The sequence below is a fragment of the Streptomyces sp. cf386 genome (assembly GCF_900103585.1).
Classification (GTDB): domain Bacteria; phylum Actinomycetota; class Actinomycetes; order Streptomycetales; family Streptomycetaceae; genus Streptomyces.
Window position 1 is genome coordinate 280,269 of record NZ_FNHV01000001.1, and the last position, 14,569, is coordinate 294,837.

The 14,569-nt window shown below is 72.0% G+C and carries 7 protein-coding genes; 1 reads left to right on the top strand and 6 read right to left on the bottom strand.

Annotated elements, in window-relative coordinates; genetic code table 11:
• Positions 1–61 precede the first annotated feature (61 nt).
• The gene (locus BLU79_RS01210) at positions 62–1,147 is read left to right on the top strand and encodes a beta-glucuronidase AbsR1 (RefSeq protein WP_093903659.1); all 1,086 of its coding nucleotides are present in this window, start codon (positions 62–64) and stop codon (positions 1,145–1,147) included.
• Between the two features lie 135 nt (positions 1,148–1,282).
• Here the strand turns inward: BLU79_RS01210 and fxsT (BLU79_RS01215) are convergent, their stop codons facing one another.
• From fxsT (BLU79_RS01215) to BLU79_RS01240, 6 genes are all read right to left on the bottom strand, one after another.
• Positions 1,283–4,273 carry an FxSxx-COOH system tetratricopeptide repeat protein gene (fxsT, locus tag BLU79_RS01215; RefSeq protein ID WP_093903660.1) on the bottom strand — a complete coding sequence of 997 codons (2,991 nt, stop codon included), beginning with the start codon at positions 4,271–4,273 and terminating at the stop codon, positions 1,283–1,285.
• A gap of 102 nt (positions 4,274–4,375) precedes the next feature.
• Entirely contained in the window at positions 4,376–7,363 is a 2,988-nt protein-coding gene (gene fxsT / locus BLU79_RS01220) for an FxSxx-COOH system tetratricopeptide repeat protein (RefSeq protein WP_093903661.1), read from the bottom strand.
• 53 nt (positions 7,364–7,416) lie between these two features.
• The gene (gene fxsT / locus BLU79_RS01225) at positions 7,417–11,298 is read right to left on the bottom strand and encodes an FxSxx-COOH system tetratricopeptide repeat protein (RefSeq protein WP_256333092.1); all 3,882 of its coding nucleotides are present in this window, start codon (positions 11,296–11,298) and stop codon (positions 7,417–7,419) included.
• Positions 11,295–12,296 carry a hypothetical protein gene (locus tag BLU79_RS01230; RefSeq protein WP_093903663.1) on the bottom strand — a complete coding sequence of 334 codons (1,002 nt, stop codon included), beginning with the start codon at positions 12,294–12,296 and terminating at the stop codon, positions 11,295–11,297. Before BLU79_RS01230 ends, fxsT (BLU79_RS01225) begins: the two co-directional genes overlap by 4 nt.
• On the bottom strand, positions 12,293–13,324 hold the full coding sequence (locus tag BLU79_RS01235; protein WP_256333093.1) for an AAA family ATPase: 1,032 nt from the start codon (positions 13,322–13,324) through the stop codon (positions 12,293–12,295). The genes BLU79_RS01230 and BLU79_RS01235 overlap by 4 nt, the downstream gene beginning before the upstream one ends.
• The gene (locus BLU79_RS01240; RefSeq protein WP_256333094.1) at positions 13,321–14,568 is read right to left on the bottom strand and encodes a toll/interleukin-1 receptor domain-containing protein; all 1,248 of its coding nucleotides are present in this window, start codon (positions 14,566–14,568) and stop codon (positions 13,321–13,323) included. The genes BLU79_RS01235 and BLU79_RS01240 overlap by 4 nt, the downstream gene beginning before the upstream one ends.
• Position 14,569 lies beyond the last annotated feature (1 nt).

A 14,569-nucleotide genomic window follows, 5' to 3' on the forward strand; every position in this document is an offset into this window, starting at 1 on the left:
ACGGGTACTTGAGTAGCCCCCGACTCAGGCGCCCGCGACGCGTCGACGGCACCCTGTTCGCATGACCGCACGCTACTGCTCCCTCGCGCAGGCGTCGGCCCCCGCCTTCGCGCCGGGGCTGGCCGCCGAGCGGCTCAGTGCGCTCATCGGCGGACGCCGGATGTGGGTCAACGGCACCGTGCTGCACTACCACTTCTTCGACCGGGACTCCGACGGATCCGTGATCCCCGATCCGGAGACCGGCAAGGCCCGGCATGTTTCCTGGGTCGGCAGCAAGGAGCAGCGGGACGTCGTGCGCGAGTGCTTCCAGGAGTGGCAGGCCCTGGGCATCGGGCTGTCGTTCGTGGAGGTGGCCGACCGCTCGGAGGCCGAACTGCGCATCGGGTTCCAGCTCGGTGACGGCTCCTGGTCGACCGTGGGCAAGGACGCGCTCCAGGTCGGCCTGAACGAACGCACCATGAACTTCGGCTGGGACCTGACCGTGCCCGGGGAGCGCGGCACGGCCCTGCACGAGATCGGGCACGCGCTCGGCCTGCTGCACGAGCACCAGAGCCCGTTCGCCGGCATCCACTGGGACGACGAGGCCGTGTACACCGATCTGGCGGGCCCGCCGAACTTCTGGAGCCGGGACAAGACGTTCTTCAACATCCTGCGCAAGCTGGACCCGAACGAGGTCAACGGTTCCGTCTGGGACCCGCACTCGATCATGGAGTACCCGTTCTCGGCCGGGCTGATCCTGGAGCCGGAACAGTTCCGCGGCGGCCTGAACCCGCCCGGCGCGCTGTCCCGGGCCGACAAGGAGTTCGTCCGCCGCTGGTACCCGTCGGCCGAGCCGCCGGGGGCGCAAGACCTGGTGCCGTTCCGCTCGGTACCGCTGCGGCTGGGCCCGGCGCAGCAGGCCGACTTCGTCGTCGAGCCCCCGGAGACCCGCGAGTACACCGTGGGCACCTTCGGCGACAGCGACACGGTCGTCGTGGTCTTCGAGGAGCGGGACGGCGAACCCCGCTACCTCACCGCCCACGACGACGGCGGCACCCCGCACAACGCCACGGTCAAGGCCCGCCTCGTCAAGGGCCGCCGCTATTTCGTCCGGGTGCGCCTGTACTCCAGCTGGGGTTCGGGAGAGACGGCGGTCATGTGCTGGTGACGGCACGGATCCGCTGACGCGCACGGACGCCATCGTCCACTGTCCGGCGCCGGGGGAAGTGAGCGGGACGCCACCTTCGGGGGAGGGTGACGTCCCGCTCACGCCATGTCCGGGCCGCACCCGCCCTGGCCGTGGCTAGGTGGGCTGGGGCTCGAAGTCCCAGTAGGGGCGGGCCCCCGAGCGCATGTAGAGGGTCTGCTGGTGATCGGGACCATGGCTCGTGGCGAGGGTCGTCAGTGCCGTGCGTTCGACGGTGTCCGCCTCCTCCACACGGCCCAGTGCGCGCAGGTCCTGGGCGAGGCCCGCCCGCAGGTTGGCCGACAGGACATGGTCGGAGCCGACGGCGGCTACCGCCCGGTCGAGGGCGTCCCTGCCGAGCCGCTCCGCGGCCTCCACGTCCCCCACGGCGGCCAGCGTGGCGGCACAGTTCATCGCACAGCCCACCGCCCACACATGACCGCGCCCGATCGCGTCCTGCAGTTGCCGCATCGACTGGTCGGCAAGGCGGTGGGCGGCCTCCGGCTCGTCGTCGTCCAGGAGCAGCAGCGCGCAGTTGTTGCGGGCGCCGATCGCGTACGGGTGCAACTCGCCGAGGCGGTCCGCGTACGACTGTGCGCTGTCCTCGGCCAGGCCGCGGGCCTTGCTCCGCTCACCGAGCACCCGCAGCAGCATCGCGTAGTCGAGGGACACCATGAGGACGTCGGGATGGTCGGCGCCACTGAGCACGATCAGCCGCTTGCGTGCCTCCCGCATGATCTTCCGCGCCTCCTCCAGCTCGCCGTCGCGCCGCAGGCACAGGGCCAGGTTGTGCTCGGCGAGCAGGGTCTGGCGGTGGGCCTCGTCCAGGGTCCTGCGGAGCAGGTGCACGTTGTACGCCTGGAGACTGCGGGCCTCGCGCAGCCTGCCCAGCAGACGCAGCATCCGGGCCGTGTAGTAGCCGGACTGCAGGGTGCGGCGTGCCCGTGAGCCGAGCAGCCCGACCCGCCGGTCGTACACCTCGCGGTGCAGGGCACAGGCGGCCTCATAGTGTCCCTGCATACCCATGGCCAGGGCGAGGTTGGTGCGGAACTGCAGGGTCTGGGCCACGTAGTGCTCGTCCAGCCAGTCCACGGCGTTCTGCGCCGCCTCCTCGTACAGCTCGCGTGCCTCGTCGTACCGGCCGCGGGCCATCAGGGTGGCGCCGAGGCCATCCTTGGCGCGCAGCAGTTTGATGCCGTTCTCCACGCCGACCTCGGCGAACAGCGTCAGGATGGCCCGGTCGGCCCGCTCCGCCTCCTCGTACCGGCCGAGGCCGCGCAGCATGCGCGCCTCCTGATGCGCGGCCGCCAGCACGCGCCGCTCGGTCGGTTCGAAGGTGCGCCGCCACCTCTCCAGCACGCGCCGGGTCAGTGCCCAGCCGTCCTGGTACTCGCCCCGCACCCGCAGGTAGTCGATGCAGTTCAGCAGCAGCCTGCGGACGTCGGCGTCGTCGGAGTCAAGGGAACCGGACGGTTCGAGGTGCGGGAGGATCTCGGCGTAGCGGTGCCAGTTCCAGGGCGAGCCGGGCTCGCCGGGGTCGGCGGCGACCAGCACCCGTGCGGCCGTCTCGGCGTACTCGCGCTCGGTGTCATGGGTGAGGCCGTCGCGGATGAAGCGGCGGAAGCTGCGGTGCATGCGCAGCGACACGACACTGGTGGAGTCCTGCCGGGCATCGGTGGCGAACTCCACCCGCATGGAAGTTAGTTCGGAGATCGTGAGCAGGGCGGTGTCCCAGTTGCCGGGTTCGGTGACCAGGCCGGCGAGGTGGGGTGGCAGGTCGCTGGGCCGGGCCGAGCGCAGCAGCCGAACGGGCAGCATGTCCGGCGAGAAGAAGGTGAGCAGGAGCAGCAGCCTGTGCACCGCGGGAGACCGGTCGGCCAGTGCCTCCAGGGTCCGTGCCCACACCTGCCGGTGGGCGGGCGGCACGTCGGCGGCGTGGTCCGTCGCACCCTCCGCACCGGCCGGCCGTGGTTCGCCCTCGTCGAGGGCGCGCACATAGCCGGTGACATCGGCGGTCGGGTGGGCGTCGATCCAGGCGGCGCTCTGGTCGATGACCAGCGGCAGGTCGTCGAGCACGGCGGCCAGTTCGGCGGCCTGTGCCTCGGTCAGTCGGGGTGCCCGCCGGCAGGCGAAGGCGACGCTCTCGTCCCGGGCGAACGTCGGTAGCTCCCGCAGTTGGGCGCCGTGCCCGGCCCACCGCGTGGTCTGCGCCGTGATCATCACCTGGCCGAGGCCCGAGGGCAGCAGTGCCGCTATCCCGTCGACGTCCTCCGCACCGTCGAAGATGATCAGCCAGCGGCCCTTCTCATCCCGCTCCAGCGCCGCCTGCACCGTTTCGATCTGTCCCGTGAGCTGGTCGCCCTCGCCGAGGCCCACCTCCCTCGCCAGCCCGGCGAAGCCTTCCCTGGCCGCCGCCTTGGTCGCGGCGGGGACCCACCAGATCAGGTCGTACTCGCCGGCGAACCGGCGTGCATACTCGGCGGCTGCCTGGCTCTTTCCGACGCCGGGCGGCCCGTGCAGCAGTACCCGGCGGCTGTGGCCGTTGCCCGAGTTCAGTAGGTCGTGCACCTCGTTCAGGAGGTCCTCGCGCCCGGTGAACCTCGGATTGCGGCGCGGGGTGTTGGCCACGGCCGGCGGGTCCTCGGGATAGCGCGGGCCCTTCCCCTGCCGGGCGTACGGGGAGCTCGGCGCGAGCCCCACCTTGGCCAGCACCCGGCGCCGGGCTTCCTCCGGGCCGATGCCGCGCAGGGTCACCGCGCCGAGGCTCACCGCCTCGTCCGGCAGGGCCCGGGTGGTTACCGTGACCGCTCCGACCCGGTCGTGGAGGCGGGGCATCACCTCGTGCAGCACCTGCGCCCACTCCCGGTTGCGGCCGGTGTCGAACCGCAGGTACCAGTCGTCGAGCACCAACAGCGCCCGCCCGGGCTGGGCGAAGAATGCCTCCAGCTCCGACACGTCGGGCAGCCTGCCGAGCGGCGACCAGCGCACCTCGGCGACCGTGCAGCCCTCCTGCGCGAGCACCCACGCGATCCACTGTGCCCACCCGTTGCTGACGCCGGCGTAGACGACGGAGACGTGAAGGGGGTGGGCCAAACGCCCTGCGACCATGGGCAGGCTCCTGGAGGAATGACGGAAATCGAGCGGCTCACTGCTGATGGTGCAACAAATACCCTGATTTACAGAACAGTTGCCGCTCGATGACATTCCCGATCACAGCGGCTGCGGTTCGAAGTCCCAGTGCGGGCGCACCCGCCGCTGCGCGTCCCGGGTGTGCGGGTGCTCGGGGCCGAGGATGTCGTCGAACGCACGGACCGCGTCCCGCTCGTGGCCGGCGGCCTCAACGGCCTGGCCCAGACCGCGCAGATCGTCGGCCAGGGCGGTCCTGGCCGCCAGGGTCAGCGGATGCACGTCACCGAGCACCCGGGCGGCGCGCCGTACGGTGTCCCGGCTGAGCTCGTACGCGCCCTGGACGTCGTAGGCGCGGCTGCGGGCGGCGCTGACGTTCAGGGCACATCCGAGGGTCCACGGATGGTCGTCGTCCAGCGCCTCGCCCATGTCCCGCAGCGCCGCCTCGGCCAGCCGCAGGGCCTGCTGGTGGTCGCCCGCGTGCCCGAGCGCCAGGCCCAGGTTGCCCAACGTGCCGATGGTGTACGGGTGTCGGGGTCCCAGCAGGCGGCCGTACTGCACCGCGACGGACTCGGCGGACCGCAGACCGGCGCCCAGTTCGCCGTGTTCGCGCAGGAAGGTGGCGTAGTCGGCCTCGACGGCGAGGGTGTCGGGGTGGTCGGGGCCGAGAACCTGGGCGGCCCGGCGGGCCGCTCCGGACAGCCGCTCGCCGGCCTCCGCGATGTCTCCGGCCCGGCGGCGGGACACGCCGAGCTGGTGGTCCGCCATGATGGACTGCGGATGGCGTTCGTCCGAGATCTGCCGCAGCGTGCGCACGATCTGCTCGAGCCGCGAGACGGACTCCGGGTAGTCGCCGAGCAGACGGATCAGCCGGGCGTACACCGTCCCGGAGAGCAGCGTGAGGTGGTGCTGGGAGCGCAGTCGGCGCTGGCGGATCTGGAGTACGTCCCGGTGGATGGCACGGGCCTCCGTGTAGCGGCCGAGCAGGAGCAGGGCGAGGCCATGGTTGTGGCGGGAGGCCAGGGTCTGCGGAGCCTCCGTGCCGAACTGGTCGGCGAAGCGCGCCGCCGCCTCCTTGAACAGGTCCCGGGCCGGCTGGAACCGGCCGAGGGCGAGCAGGGTGCTGCCCAACCCGTCCTTGGCGCGCAGCAGTTCGGGGTGTTCCTCGGGCCGTACGGCGGCGAGCCGGTGCACCACCGCACGGCCGCGTTCCTCGGCCTCGGGGTAGCGGCCGGCCTGCCGCAGGATGTGGCACAGCCGGTGCTGCAGCATCAGCAGGGCGCCGTGGGCGGGATCCAGGTGCCGCTGCCAGTGTTCGAGCACCTCGTCGCAGAGTTTCAGGGCGGTGCGGTACTCGCCCCGCACTCGCAGGTACTCGATGCAGTTGAGCACCAGTTCCTGCACGGCCGTGCGGGTCGAGTCGAGGGCCCCGGCGAACTCCAGGTGCGGCAGCAGCAGCGCGTAGCGCTCCCAGTCGCGGGTGTCCCCCGGCCGTCGGGGGTCCGCGCCGACGAGTACCTGGCAGGCGATCTCGGCGTAGGCCTGGCGCTCCTGCTCGCCGAGTGCCTCGCGCAGGAACCGGTGGTAGAGCCGGTGCATCCGGACCTGTTCGACCGCCGGATTGTCCGCCAGTTCCTGCTCGTAGTCCAGGCGGACCGCGGTGTACTCGGACAGCCGGCGCAGCGCCAGGTGCCAGGAGCGCGGGTCGCGGACCAGGTCGTCCAGCGACTCGGGCAGATCCCCGTAGCGGACTTCGGTGAGCAGCCGTACGGGGATCTCGTTGGGCGAGAAGAAGGCCAGCAGGCTCAGCAGCTCCGCGGCCTTGGGGTGGCGCTCGCGGAGGGTGGCGAGGGTGGTCGTCCAGGTGGTGCGGAAGCCCAGCGGGTAGCCGACGTCGGTCTCCCCAGTCTCGGGGGGATCGGAGGCGCCGCGCAGCCGCCGTACGTACTCCTGCGTCGGCACCTCGTTGGCGTGCAGCCAGGCGGCCGTCTGGGCGAGCAGCAGCGGCAGGTCCTGGACGGAGGAGGCCAGTTCGTCGGCCTCGCCGGGCGTGAGGCGGGGGGCCCGGCGGCGAACGTAGGCGACACTCTCCAGTCGGGTGAAGGGGCGGATGTCCAGCACGCGGGTGCCCGGTACGGCGGACCAGTCCGGGGTGCTGGCGGTGAGCAGGACGTGGGTGTGCCGGTCCGGCAGCAGGTCGGTCAGCTGGGCGGGCTCCTCGGCACCGTCGAAGACCAGCAGCCACCGCCCGTTCGAGGTGGACCGCGCGGCCTCGTACAGGGCCCTGATCCGCTCTCCGATGCGCTCGCTCACGGGCAGTCCCAGCCGGGGGGCCAGCGCGGCAAGCCGTTCGCGGGCCTTGGCGCGGTGCGTGGCGTCGATCCACCACACCACGTCGTAGTCGTTGCCGAAGCGGTGGGTGTACTCGGCTGCTATCTGTGTCTTGCCGGTTCCGCTGCTGCCGTGCAGCACGATCCGGGTGACGGGCTGCGGCTCCTGCCATGTGGCGGTCAACAGAGCGCGGATCTGCTCCAGTTCGGCGTCCCGGCCGGTGAAGCGGCGGTTGCGGCGGAAGGTGTCGAGTACCGCGGGCGGCTCGTTGGGGAAGCGGGGCCCGGCAGCGGACGCCGGCCTCAGCGGGTCGGCGGGGTCGATGGAGAGCCTGCGCAGCAGCCTGCGGACCGCCTCCTGTTCGTCCAGGTCGTGCAGGTCGGCGGGGTTCAGCAGGGACACGGAGTCGGGCACCGGCAGGGTGGCGACGCTGACCGCCGCGAACCGGTCGGTGTGCCGGGGCACGGTCCGCCGCAGCACTCGGTCCCAGTCGTCCTCCGGGATGGGGCCGAGGCCGAAGTACCAGTTGTCGAGGACCAGAACGATGCAGCCGGGGGCGGCGAGCAGGGCCTCGAACTCCTCCTCGAAGGGCACGTCCACCCGGGGGTCCCAGCGCTGCATGGCCACCTTGTGACCGCGCGCGGTCAGCTGGTGTCCGACCCAGGCCGCCCACGGCCGGTTGAACCCGGCGTAGCTGATGGTGAAGTGCCGGCCGCCCTCGGCCGTGCTCCGGCTGTCCATGCGCCTGGTCTCCTTGGCGGCCGCCGTACCGGGTGCGGCGTCCTGGTGAGGGGTCAGATGGGCTGCGGTTCGAAGTCCCAGTGCGGTCGCCTCAGCGCCTCCGCCGACCTGGTGTGCGGATGCTGCGGCCCGAGGGTGTCCCGGAGCCGGGTGACGGTCTCCTGCCGCAGCGCCTCGGCTTCCTCGGTCCGGCCCAGTGTGCGCAGGTCGCAGGCGCGGGCTGTGGCGGCGGCGAGGGTGAGGGGGTGTTCCGCGCCGAGCCGGCGGCCGGCGGCCTCGAGGAGGTCCGTGTCGTGCGCCAGCGCGCTCGACGTCTGCCCCGACAGGGCCAGCCCGGCGGCCAGGTTGAGGCGGCAGCCGAGGGCCCAGGGATGATCGTCGCCGACAGCGCGGCTCATCAGCCGCCAGGCGGTGAGTGCGGAGGCGTCGGCCTCGCCGCGTTCGTCGCCGTCGGCCCACTGGGCGAGGGCGAGGTTGCCGAGCGAGCCCGCGGTGTAGGGGTGATCGGGGCCCAGCAGGCGCAGATAACGTTCGGAGACGGTGCGGGTCAGCTCATGGGCCTGGCGCGGGTTGCCCGCGCGCAGCAGGGTGGCCCGGTCGGAGGCCATCATCAGCGTCTCGGGGTGGAGTTCGCCCTGCCGCTGCTGTGAGCGGCCGACGACACTGGTGAAAAGGGCCGCTGCCGCCTCCAGTTGCCCGTCCCGCCGCAGGCACTGGGCGAGGTTGTGCTCGGCACGCAGGGTCTGCGGATGGTGGGGGCCGAGGACGCGGCTGTGCAGCCGCGCGTTCTGTTCCTGCAGGATCAGCGCCTGACGGAAGCGTCCGAGGAGCCGGGTCATCCAGGCCAGACAGAGGCCGGAGTACAGCGTCTGGTAGTGGTCGGGACCCAGCCTGCGGATGCGCAGGTCGAACAACTCCTGGTGGATCGCCCGGGATTCGGCGTAGCGGCCGAGCAGGCCGAGGGTCAGTGCCATGTTGCTCTTGGCGTTGAGCGCGTACGGCTCCTGGGGTCCGGACCGGTTCGCGTGACCCCGCCAGACCTCGTCGAACAACTCCCGGGACCGCTCGAACTGGCCCAGGGCCATCAGGGTGCCGCCCAGCCCGTCCTTGGCGCGCAGCAGTTCCGGGTCGTCGGGCTCGCGGGTGCCGGCGAGCTGTTCCACCACGGTCTTGCCGACGGCCTCCGCGTCCCGGTAACGCCCCACGCGGCGCAACAGGTTGGCGTACTGGTGCACCAGGACCAGCATGTCCGCGTCGGTCTCCGAACGGCGGGGCCGCCAGCGGGCCACTGCCTGCTGGCACAGACGCAGTCCGGTGTCGTACTCACCGCGCAGCCGGAGGGTGTCGACGCAGTCCAGCACCAGCTTGCGCACCCCGCGTTCGTCGCGGTCGAGTGTGCCCGCGAAGTCGAGATGCGGGATGAGCTGGGTGTACGCGGGCCATTCGCGTCGGTCCGCCGGCCGGCCGGGGTTGGCGGCGGCCAGGACCCCGCAGGCAGCGGCGGACAGCTCCGCCCAGCGTCGGCCGGTGAGGTTGCCGCGGATGAAGCGGTGGTAGAGCCGGTGCATCTGGGCGGACTCGACGCCCCATTCCAGCGACGGGTCCTGGGTGTAGCTCAGATGGATCGCGGTGAGGTCGGCGAGACCGGCCAGGGCGGTCTGCCAGCGGGTGGAGTCGGACACGGTGCGGGCGAGACTGCCGGGCCGGAACACACCGGCCGGGGCGGCGGCGATGAGCCGCAGCGGGATGGCGTCCGGCGAGAACATGACCATGAGCTCGATGAGTTCGGCGGCCTCCGGGTGGCGCTCCCTGAGGGTGTTGAGCAACAGGACCCAGGTGCGTACGAAGCCGACCGGGTAGTCGTCCTCGATCCGTAGCTCGAACTCCTCCGGGGACTGCCGATCCAGCGCCTCCAGGTAAGCGTCGACGGACTCGCCGGGGTTGGCGCTCAGCCAGGCGGTGGTCTGGGCCAGCACGAGCGGCAGGTCCTGGGCGGCCTCGGCCAGGCGGTCGGTCTGGGCCTCGGTGCACCTCGGGGCCCGGCGGCGGATGAAGGCGGCACTCTCCTTTCTGGTGAATGTGCGGACGGTGTACTCCTGGAAGCCGAGCATGCCGGCCCAGTCGCGGCTGAGGCTGGTGACGAGCACATCGCCGCGGCCTTCGGGGAGAAGATCGCGGATCTCGCCCACGTCGTCCGCGGCGTCGAAGATCAGCAACCAGCGTTGGCGCGGCCCGCTCCGGCCGCGCAGGGCGCTGTGCACGGCGCGGACGCGCTCGCCGACGTCACGGCCCACCGCCAGTTCGAGATGGACGGCCAACGCAGCGAACTCCTCGCGGGCGGTGGGGCCGGCCTTGACCCACCACACGACGTCGTATCCGTCGCCGTAGCGATGGGTGTACTCGACGGCCAGCTGGCTCTTGCCGACGCCCGAGATGCCGTGCAGGACGACCCGGGCGCCGGTGGGGCCGGGTTCGGCCAGCAGTTCGGAGAGTTCCTCCAGGTCGTCCTTGCGACCGGTGAAGTGGACGTTGCGTCGGGGTGTCTCGCGTGCCTGGGGCGGATCGTTGGGGAAGCGGGGGCCGTCGGCGTGCCGGGATTCCGGGCGGTCCTCGATGCCGAGCGTCTCCAGGACCTTGCGCCGGGCCTCGCCCTCGTCGAGTCCGGCCACGTCCACGGGGCGCAGCAGGGCCGTGGCGCCGGGCAGCGGCTCGCTCAGGGCGATGGCGGCGAAGCGGTGCCGGTGCGGGGCGACGACCAGCCGGAAGGCCTGGGACCACTCCGACTCGTCGTGCAGGTCGGCCCGCAGGGCGCGCTCGTTGATGAGCAGGAGCACCTGGCCCGGGGCGGCCAGCAGGGCGGCCAGGGACTCGGTGGGGGTGCGGGAGGCGGTGTCCCAGTGGAGCACGGTGGTGGTGCAGCCGGCCCGTTCGATCTGGTGGGCGGCCCACTGGGCCCATGGGCGGCTCTCGCCTGCGAAGCAGATGCTGATGTGCCCGGCGGCACGGCGCTGGGAGCCGTCGTCCTCCCCGGGCTGCGCGGTCCGGGCCGGGCGGTCCGCCGACAGAGTGGGTGAGGGCTGCGGGACCATCGGGGAGGGCAGTTCGTACGTCGCTCCGTCCGCGGTGTGCAGCAGTCCTCCGGCGGGGCCCACCCACTCCTCCACGGCCATGTCCCGGCCCACGAGAATGGTCCGGACGGAGCTGGACGTGACCAGTTCCACGACCCGTGGATCGGTGTCCGGGACGGTGATGGCGAACTGGTCGGGGCCGAGGGGGGTGTCGCTGAGCATCAGGCGCGGGCCGTCCCAGCCGAGGTGCAGCCGTGCCTTGGGCAACCCCTCGGCGATGACGGCGACGTCGGCGAGTACGAGCCGCTGCGGGCGCGGCGGGGTGGGCGGGTCGTGGGAGAGCCGCACCGCGGAGAGGGTCAGCAGCTGCCAGGCGGTGGTCGAGCGCTGCACGCGCTCCGGAAAGCTCTCCCAGGCTTCGGTGAACCAGGTGGCGACACCCTCGCGTTCCTCCTCGACCAGGGCGCGCAGGGCGGGCTGCAGAGTCTCGTCGATGTGCCGGTCGGCCTCGGGGTGCCCACTGACGGCCTGCCAGATCGCCGTCTCCTGGGCGACCATGGCGGGAGACTGTCCCGCGCGCAGCTTCTGAAAGGTGGGCCACAGACGGTGGACGGGATCGCCCTCGCCCGCCTGCCGCAGTTTCTCGGCGAGTTCGGCGCGCAGCTCGCCGAGCAGTTGCGGGTTGAGCACGACGTAGCCGAACCCCCGATGAGTGACCAGGTCCCCGAACCAGAGGTCGACTTCGGCGGCGACATCGAGGCCGGGTGCCGCCCGCAGGCGGACCGCTCGCATCAGCTCCGGGTCGATCCGGGCGGCGATGCTGAGCAGCACCGCCAGGGGTCGGCCCGGCCGTGACCGCCCGCTCAAGGCCGGGTCCCCAGCGCCATGCCGACGGTTGTGCCGCGGTCCCAGGACAGCATGGGCAGCAGCCCGCGTGCCCAGCGTGGCCAGTACCGCTGGGGCAGGGGCACCAGGGCCACGGGGGCACAGCCGCGCTGACGGATCGTGTCGATGGTGGCGCGCCACTCCTGTTCGGTGGCGCGCCAGGGGTTCAGGACGGGGCCGCCGGCCCCGAGGTCGGAGAGGATCAGGACCCGCGCGCCCGGCCTCGGTGGCCGGTAGGGCCGCTGCCAGGTGGCCCGGGAGCCGGGGCCCGCACCGCGCACGGGTACATCGGCGAAGCGCAGCACCTGGGTGCCGGCGACACCGGCGAGCGCCCGGATGTGGCCGATGACGTCCTCCACGTCCCGCGCGAAGGGCTCCATCGCGCCGGAGGTGTCGGCGAGGATCTGCACGCCGTGCCGCAGGGTGGGCAGCGGCAGCCGGGGAATGGCGGTCAGCGGGCGGGCGTGGGCCAGTTCCTCCGTGGCGCGCTCGACGTCGAGTTCTCCCTCATGGGTGACCCGGGAGAGCACCATGGTGAGCAGTGCGGCCGTGGAGCGCGGTGCGAGCAGTGGCAGGTGCGGAGGCCGCCGGCCGGCCTGGTCCCGGCCACGGGGGCGGGGCAGCGTCGGCGTGGTCCAACGATGGGGCGACCGGGGCCGCTCGTCGACGGGAACGAGGACGGTGACCGTCTCGGAGCAGGCCGGCCGGTCGCTCTGCCCGAAGACCGACGGGTCGGCGTCCGGTTGTGGCCGTTCGGGGTCCTCCTCTCGCGCCGGCGCCTGCCATCCGGGAGCATCGGAACGGGCCGGTTCGGGGCCGGGGCGCGGGGGTTCGGCCGGTAAGCCGCCCATGCCGAGCAGGGCCGCGATCCGGGCGTAGTCCTCGGCGGAGCGGGCGCCCAGGGCCCGGGCGGCCCGGGCGACGTCTCCCAGCCAGATCTCGCCGCCCGGGAGGTCTTCCCTCCAGGCCTCGCCCCTCATGCCGGGTCACCGGCCATCTGCTGCGGTTTGATCAGCACGTTGCGGGTCAGCAGCTGCCATTCTTCGCCGTCGGGGCGGATGCCCAGCGACCGGCAGGCGAGCAGGGCGTCGAGGTATTCGGCGGTGCTCGGCCGACGTACGTCCTGCATGGCGGCCTCGTCGCGGACCTCGGTCAGCTTGTCGGCCACCGACTCGGCGAGTTCCTCGTCGTCGGGTGTCACCTCGCCGGGCCAGGTCTGCATGTGCTCTTTGGCGATACGGACGAGCATGTCCCTGTCGTGCTCGGGAAGGACGTGCACCACGCAGCGGCGCAACAGGGCCTGGGGAAGCTCGCGTTCCTCGTTGGTGGTGAGGACCACCAGGTGACGGGCCTGGCTGGCGTTCTCCCCGGTGGACTGTGGTGCGGAACCCGGCAGTTCGGGACGGATCTCCTCGCCGATCTCCGCGACGAGGAACCGGCGCAGGCCGAGCGGGACGAGGAGGCTGTTCGGTACGTCCGGATCGGCCTTGTCGATCTCGTCGATGAGGACGACGGCATGGTCGGGACTGCGATCACGGTTGATCTTCTCGAACGGGTCCAGGCAGGGGTCGGGGATCACGGCGTCCTCCGGCCTGCCGCGCCTTCGGGCCGAACGGGGGGCCAGGGCCCACCACAGGACGCCCGGCTGGACGTAGCTGGCGTCGTCGGGCCGCTCCCCGCGGCGGGCGGCGACCTGGGCGTCACCGAGCCTGCGGACGCTGTCGAAGTTCCAGAGGAGTTCCCGCGGCTGGGTGCGGTACGAGACCACGTGCTCGTAGTACCGCCAGCCCAGTTGACGGGCGATGAACGGCGCCAGGGAGGACTTCCCGGATCCCGGCATGCCCCGCAGCAGCAGTGGCCGACCGGTGGCGAGGGCGACCTTCACCGCGAACTCCAGCTCGTACGGCATGACATACACGCGCCCGTCGCCGCGGTCGGGCGTGTCGAGCCATTCGGGCCCCGCCGTGCCGTCGCCCCGCTGTCCCCCGCCGGTCTGTTCCTGGCTCACCACGACCCCCCGTTGATCGGACCCACATGGTCGGTCACGCGTCGCACGACGGTCTTGACCAGAGTCTCATGGCCCGCCTCGAACGGCGGGTCGAGAACCAGCACTTCGTCGGGGCTTCCCGGCCAGCACTCCCGCACGTCGACGCCCCGGCCGGGAATGACCAGGACGTGCATCCAGGGGATCTTCTCGTGGAGCTGGGCGATGACCCGGTGCACGATCCCCAAGTCGCATCGCTTGGCGTCGAGCAGGAGGAAGAAGCGGCCGAAGTTGCGGGGTTCCTCCAGGCCGTCCAGGTCCTCGTCCGCCCCCAGACAGAACTTGGCCCTGACCGCGCTCTCGCACTGGTCCAGCAGGTAGGACTCCGGGTCGTCGTCGCCGGGCGGGCGTCCGGCCACCTCGGCGATGTAGTAGCTCTTGCTGTCGACGCAGAACGCCCGGTGCAGGTACTGCTGCCCGATGAGCGGACTGTCGACGTTCAGGATGACGACGCGGCGGATGGAGCCGTCGGTCTCGCGCACGATGCGCCGGGCCTCGTCCCGATCGACCCAGACCGGAAGGATCATCGTCGCCAGCCGGGCGGTGCGGCCCCGGTCGAGCCCGCCGTCCCAGGCCACCAGCACCGCGTTGCACAGCTTTACGACATCGTGCGTGTCGAGCATCTGCGAGGCCAGCAGCACGGGGGCCATCCCGGGGATCAGCTCCGTGTGCTCCTCGTCGGGGATGTCCAGCTCCCGGGCGATTCTGGCGAAGGTGGAGTCGGCTTTGATCTCGGCGAGTTGAATGCCGATGTTGTCGAGCCAGGCGCTCACGGCGTCGTCCCGCGTCCGGCGGATCCGGGGGAACTGCCGGACGAGTTGGGCGATCTCCTCCTCCGCGCAAGTTCTGACCCGCTCCACGTCGTCGTCGGCCAGGTAGCGCAGCGCGGAGTCCCTCAGCTGCCCGGCACTGACCCCGCCCACCAGCACGGTGACCAGGACCATGCCGGGCTGCAGGGTCTTGCGCCAGTGCAGGATGTTGGTCTCGCGGCGCACCCAGGACGAGCCGAGGGCGGCCTCGTTCACCAGGACGAGGGCCGCATCGCACTCGCCCAGGAACCTCGCGAGCTTCAACTGCCAGGGACGGCCGGGCTGTTGTAAGCGTACGTCGAGCAGGACGGTGTACTGCCGTTCCTCCAGGCCCTGGGCGATGGCGTCGCGCAGCCGGGCGGTTCGTTTGTCCGAGCTGGTGCTGTGGCTGATGAACACC